The 6071-nt window shown below is 55.2% G+C and carries 7 protein-coding genes; all 7 read left to right on the forward strand.

The window, feature by feature from the left end; all coding sequences use genetic code 11:
* Positions 1-332 (forward strand): PhoH family protein (locus ACW14G_RS21805; protein WP_455648794.1); only part of this gene is annotated, 332 nt, incomplete at its 5' end.
* The gene (ybeY, locus tag ACW14G_RS21810; protein ID WP_163446137.1) at positions 329-796 is read left to right on the forward strand and encodes an rRNA maturation RNase YbeY; all 468 of its coding nucleotides are present in this window, start codon (positions 329-331) and stop codon (positions 794-796) included. The genes ACW14G_RS21805 and ybeY, both read left to right, overlap by 4 nt.
* Positions 797-894: 98 nt before the next feature.
* On the forward strand, positions 895-1773 hold the full coding sequence (corC, locus tag ACW14G_RS21815) for a CNNM family magnesium/cobalt transport protein CorC (protein ID WP_455648798.1): 879 nt from the start codon (positions 895-897) through the stop codon (positions 1771-1773).
* Between the two features lie 5 nt (positions 1774-1778).
* Positions 1779-3317, forward strand: a complete 1539-nt coding sequence (gene lnt, locus ACW14G_RS21820) for an apolipoprotein N-acyltransferase (RefSeq protein ID WP_163446138.1) — start codon at positions 1779-1781, stop codon at positions 3315-3317.
* 421 nt (positions 3318-3738) lie between these two features.
* Positions 3739-4647 (forward strand): amino acid ABC transporter substrate-binding protein, encoded by a 909-nt coding sequence (locus ACW14G_RS21825; protein ID WP_064548262.1) that lies wholly within the window; start codon positions 3739-3741, stop codon positions 4645-4647.
* 166 nt (positions 4648-4813) lie between these two features.
* A complete protein-coding gene (locus ACW14G_RS21830; RefSeq protein WP_455648795.1) occupies positions 4814-5554 on the forward strand; it encodes an amino acid ABC transporter permease in 741 nt (246 codons plus the stop codon).
* Positions 5554-6071 (forward strand): glutamate/aspartate ABC transporter permease GltK (gene gltK / locus ACW14G_RS21835; protein ID WP_455648797.1); only part of this gene is annotated, 518 nt, incomplete at its 3' end. The genes ACW14G_RS21830 and gltK, both read left to right, overlap by 1 nt.

Consider the following 6071-nt stretch of genomic DNA (forward strand, 5'->3'; position numbering starts at 1 on the left):
TCATTCTTGATGAAAGCCAGAACACCACCATCGAACAGATGAAGATGTTCCTGACGCGTATCGGCTTTAACTCTAAAGCGGTTATCACCGGCGACGTCACCCAGATTGACCTGCCGCGCAGCACCAAATCCGGCCTGCGCCATGCTATCGAAGTGCTGGCCGAAGTTGATGAAATCAGCTTTAACTTCTTCCACAGCGAAGACGTGGTGCGCCACCCGGTGGTTGCCCGCATCGTCAACGCCTATGAGGCGTGGGAAGAAGCCGATCAAAAACGTAAAGCCGAGCTGGCCGCAGAACGCAAACGCGAAGCTCAGGCGCAGGAGCAGAAATGAGTCAGGTGATCCTCGATCTCCAGTTGGCCTGTGAAAATAACACCGGTCTGCCAGAAGAAAGTCAGTTCCAGGGCTGGCTGGATGCCGTTATCCCGCAGTTCCAGGAGGAATCAGAAGTGACGATTCGCCTGGTGGATGAAGCTGAGAGCCATGAACTGAACCTCACCTATCGCGGTAAGGATAAACCGACCAACGTGCTCTCCTTCCCGTTTGAAGCGCCACCGGGTATGGAGATGCCGCTGTTGGGCGATCTGATCATCTGCCGTCAGGTGGTGGAGCAGGAAGCCGCTGAGCAAGGCAAACCGTTGGAAGCCCACTGGGCGCACATGGTTGTCCACGGCAGCCTGCATCTGCTGGGCTATGACCACATCGAAGATGAGGAAGCGGAAGAGATGGAAAGCCTCGAGACAGAGATAATGCTTGCTCTGGGCTATGAGGATCCGTACATTTCCGAGAAAGAATAAAGCGTTGGGCTGCGGCCCAATGTTTTTCCATGCCGTCCGGCGCTGAATTTACGCGCGACGAGCGACAGTTTAATCAACATGAGAACCCAAACGACGCCATGAGCGACGACAATTCACACAGTAGTGACACAGTAAACAGCAAAAAGGGATTCTTCTCCCTCTTACTCAGCCAGCTTTTCCACGGTGAACCGAAAAACCGTGACGAACTGCTGGCGCTGATCCGTGATTCCGGGCAGAACGACCTTATCGATGAAGATACGCGCGACATGCTCGAAGGGGTAATGGATATCGCCGACCAGCGCGTCCGCGACATCATGATCCCGCGCTCCCAAATGATTACCCTGAAACGCAACCAGACCCTGGACGAATGTCTTGATGTGATCATCGAGTCCGCCCACTCGCGTTTCCCGGTTATCAGCGAGGACAAAGATCACATTGAAGGGATTCTGATGGCCAAGGATCTGCTGCCGTTTATGCGCAGCGATGCCGAAGCTTTCAGCATGGATAAAGTGTTACGCACCGCGGTTGTCGTACCGGAAAGCAAACGGGTTGACCGTATGCTCAAGGAATTCCGCTCCCAGCGCTACCATATGGCCATCGTTATCGATGAGTTTGGCGGCGTTTCGGGCCTGGTGACTATCGAAGATATTCTGGAGCTTATCGTCGGCGAAATCGAAGACGAGTATGACGAAGAGGACGATATCGACTTCCGTCAGCTCAGCCGCCACACCTGGACGGTGCGTGCGCTGGCCTCTATCGAAGACTTCAACGATGCCTTCAGCACCCACTTCAGCGATGAAGAGGTCGATACCATCGGCGGGCTGGTGATGCAGGCCTTTGGTCATCTGCCGGCGCGTGGGGAAACCATCGACATTGATGGTTACCAGTTTAAGGTGGCGATGGCTGACAGCCGTCGTATTATTCAGGTTCATGTTAAGATTCCGGACGATTCCCCCCAACCGAAACTGGACGAATAATCTCCATGGCATTTGCCTCATTGCTTGAACGCCAGCGCATTCGCCTGCTGCTGGCGCTACTTTTCGGAGCCAGCGGTACGCTGGCTTTTTCTCCTTATGACATCTGGCCTGCGGCGATTATCTCGCTGATGGGTCTGCAGGGGCTGACACTCAACCGTCGCCCGGTGCAGGCGGCGGCCATTGGTTATTTCTGGGGCTTTGGCCTGTTTGGCTCCGGTATCAACTGGGTTTATGTCAGTATCGCGCAGTTTGGCGGCATGCCCGGCCCGGTCAACGTCTTCCTCGTGGTGCTGCTGGCGGCTTATCTGTCGCTGTATACCGGCCTGTTTGCTGGTGTTCTGTCGCGGCTGTGGCCGAAAGCGAACTGGCTGCGCGTGGCGATTGCTGCGCCGGTTGTCTGGCAGTTGACCGAATTCCTGCGCGGCTGGGTGCTGACCGGTTTCCCGTGGCTGCAGTTTGGCTATAGCCAGATTGACGGGCCGCTGAAAGGGCTGGCGCCGCTGATGGGCGTGGAGGCGATTAACTTCCTGCTGATGATGGTAAGCGGCCTGCTTGTGCTGGCGCTGGTCACCCGTAACTGGCGTCCGCTGGTCGTCGGCGTGGTGCTCTTTGCCCTGCCCTTCCCGCTGCGCTATATCCAGTGGTACACCCTGCAAACCGACAAAACCACTCAGGTTTCGCTGGTCCAGGGGGACATTCCGCAGGCGTTGAAGTGGGACGAAAACCAGCTGCTGAATACGCTAAAAGTCTACCTCGACGCTACCGAGCAGGTGATGGGCAAATCGCAACTGATTATCTGGCCGGAGTCGGCGATTCCGGATCTGGAAATCAACCAGCAGCGCTTCCTCAGCATGATGGACGATCTCCTGCGCGCCAAAGACAGTACGCTGATTACGGGCATCGTCGATTCGCGCCTCAACAAGCAGAACCGTTACGACACCTACAACACCATTATCACGCTGGGCAAAGACAGCCCATACAGCTACGAATCCAGCAACCGCTATAACAAGAACCATCTGGTGCCGTTTGGCGAGTTTGTGCCGCTGGAGTCTATTCTGCGTCCGCTGGCGCCGTTCTTCGACCTGCCAATGTCATCCTTCAGCCGTGGGCCGTACATTCAGCCGCAGCTGCAGGCGCATAATCTGAAGCTCACCGCCGCGATCTGCTACGAAATTATTCTCGGCCAGCAGGTGCGCGACAACTTCCGCCCGGACACTAACTTCCTGCTAACCATCTCTAACGATGCGTGGTTTGGTAAGTCCATCGGCCCGTGGCAGCACTTCCAGATGGCCCGCATGCGTGCGCTCGAGCTGGCGCGCCCGCTGCTGCGCAGCACCAACAACGGCATTACCGCCGTCATTGGCCCGCGCGGTGAAATTCAGGCGATGATCCCGCAGTTTACCCGCCAGGTGCTGACCACCAAAGTCACGCCGACCACCGGCCTGACGCCGTACGCGCGAACCGGTGACTGGACGGTGTGGGTGATTACCGTACTGTTCGGCTTTGGCGCGCTGGTGATGAGCCTGCGTCAACGCCGCAAATAAAACATTGTACTATCGAATGTAGGCCGGATAAGGCGGTACGCCGCCATCCGGCTGTTGTATCGCACCGAGCCTGATGGCGCTACGCTTATCAGGCCAACAACCTCTCCCCGCTACCAAAACCTCATTCTGGCACGCCAATTGCTTAATATAATCAAGAGGCTGCACATTCCCTACCGGCGCAACTAAGTTGCACCACAACACAGCATCGGTAGCACCATTATTGTGCAAACTGCGATTTTTGCCTCAAAGCGGTGCGGCACGCTTCGCAAAAATAAACAATAAAGCAGCAAAATCTTTACATTAAGCCAAACTAAATGCTAACAAACACAGATAACGCTGCACGCTAAAGACGCAGTGATAACAACACAACATTCACAATGGGTTCAATGCGGCAACGTCGCAGAGGATGAAGGAGTTGGATATGCAATTACGTAAGCTTGCCACAGCAATGCTGGTTCTGGGGATGTCTGCCGGCCTGGCGCATGCGGAAGATGCGGCACCCGCCGCGGGCGGAACGCTCGCCAAAATAGCTAAAAACGGCGTGATTGTCGTCGGTCACCGCGAATCATCCGTACCATTCTCCTACTACGACAACCAGCAGAAAGTGGTCGGTTACTCTCAGGACTACTCCAACGCCATCGTTGATGCCGTGAAGAAAAAGCTCAACAAACCGGACCTGCAGGTGAAATTGATTCCGATCACCTCGCAGAACCGTATTCCACTGCTGCAAAACGGCACCTTCGATTTCGAATGCGGCTCCACCACTAACAACCTTGAGCGCCAGAAACAGGCCGCCTTCTCTGACACCATCTTCGTCGTCGGCACCCGCCTGCTGGTGAAAAAAGGCGGCCCGATTAAAGACTTCCCGGATCTGAAAGACAAAGCCGTTGTCGTCACCTCCGGTACCACCTCCGAGATTCTGCTGCACAAGCTGAATGACGAACAGAAAATGAATATGCGCATCATCAGCGCCAAAGATCACGGCGACTCTTTCCGTACCCTGGAAAGCGGCCGCGCAGTGGCCTTTATGATGGATGACGCGCTGCTGGCTGGCGAACGTGCAAAAGCCAAGAAGCCGGATAACTGGGAAATTGTCGGCAAGCCGCAGTCCCAGGAAGCCTACGGCTGTATGCTGCGTAAAGACGACCCTGAGTTTAAAAAGCTGATGGACGATACCATCGCTCAGGCGCAAACCTCCGGCGAAGCCACCAAATGGTTTGAAAAATGGTTTAAAAACCCGATTCCACCGAAAAACCTGAACATGAACTTTGAACTCTCAGACGAGATGAAAGCGCTGTTCAAAACGCCTAACGACAAAGCACTTAACTAATAAAAAATACGGGGCGGAAGAATCTGCCCTCTCGATTGTGGTTCAGCACGGACAGACTATATGTCAGGTGGTCGTTCCCCACCTGGCCTGAATACCGCAAAACGCTGTTCAACAATCTTCGAGGGTAGCAGGTCGAACTGCTACCCTTTTTTTTCTGGAGTTCATTATGTCAATAGACTGGAACTGGGGAATCTTTTTACAACAGGCCCCATTTGGCAACACCACCTATCTCGGCTGGCTCTGGAGTGGTTTCCAGGTCACCGTCGCGCTGTCCATTACCGCATGGATTAGCGCGTTCTTCGTCGGCTCACTGTTCGGGATTCTGCGTACCGTACCGAACCGATTCTTATCGGCTATCGGTACCTGCTACGTCGAACTGTTCCGTAACGTGCCGCTGATCGTGCAGTTCTTTACCTGGTATCTCGTGGTGCCGGAATTGCTGCCGGAAAATCTCGGCATGTGGTTTAAATCCGAACTCGATCCCAACATCCAGTTCTTCCTCTCGTCGATGATCTGTCTGGGTCTGTTCACCGCCGCGCGCGTCTGCGAACAAGTGCGAGCCGCTATTCAGTCGCTGCCGCGCGGACAGAAAAACGCCGGTCTGGCGATGGGCCTGACCCTGCCGCAAACCTACCGTTACGTGCTGTTACCGAACGCCTATCGCGTGATCGTACCGCCGATGACCTCCGAAATGATGAACCTGGTGAAAAACTCGGCCATCGCGTCAACCATTGGTCTGGTCGATATGGCAGCGCAAGCGGGCAAGCTGCTCGATTACTCCGCGCACGCCTGGGAATCCTTTACGGCAATTACCCTCGCTTACGTTTTCATTAACGCCGTGATTATGCTGGTGATGGCGCTGGTGGAACGCAAAATCCGCCTGCCGGGCAACCTGGGGGGTAAATAATGTACGAGTTTGACTGGAGTTCAATTATTCCATCGATGCCTTACCTGCTGGCAGGTCTGGTTATCACCCTCAAAATTACCGTCACCGCAGTGGTGGTGGGGATTGTCTGGGGCACGCTGCTGGCGGTGATGCGCCTGTCCGCGTTCAAGCCGATTGCCTGGTTCGCCAAGGCTTACGTTAACGTTTTCCGCTCCGTCCCGCTGGTGATGGTGCTGCTGTGGTTCTATCTGATTGTGCCCGGGTTCCTGCAAAACGTGTTGGGGCTGTCGCCGAAAAGCGATATTCGCCTGATCTCAGCGATGGTGGCCTTCTCCATGTTTGAAGCCGCCTATTACTCTGAGATTATCCGTGCCGGTATCCAGAGTATTTCCCGCGGCCAGTCCAGCGCCGCGCTGGCGTTGGGGATGACCCACTGGCAGTCGATGAAGCTCATCATTCTGCCGCAGGCCTTCCGCGCCATGGTGCCGCTGCTGCTGACCCAGGGGATCGTCCTGTTCCAGGATACCTCGCTGGTGTA

The organism is Kluyvera sp., from assembly GCF_965301105.1.

Bases quoted from the DNA above. Each gene is read 5' to 3' on its own strand.
- lnt (WP_163446138.1), top strand. From the start codon at position 1,779: ATGGCATTTGCCTCATTGCTTGAACGCCAGCGCATTCGCCTGCTGCTG.
- ybeY (WP_163446137.1), top strand. From the start codon at position 329: ATGAGTCAGGTGATCCTCGATCTCCAGTTGGCCTGTGAAAATAACACC.
- corC (WP_455648798.1), top strand. From the start codon at position 895: ATGAGCGACGACAATTCACACAGTAGTGACACAGTAAACAGCAAAAAG.
- ACW14G_RS21825 (WP_064548262.1), top strand. From the start codon at position 3,739: ATGCAATTACGTAAGCTTGCCACAGCAATGCTGGTTCTGGGGATGTCT.
- ACW14G_RS21830 (WP_455648795.1), top strand. From the start codon at position 4,814: ATGTCAATAGACTGGAACTGGGGAATCTTTTTACAACAGGCCCCATTT.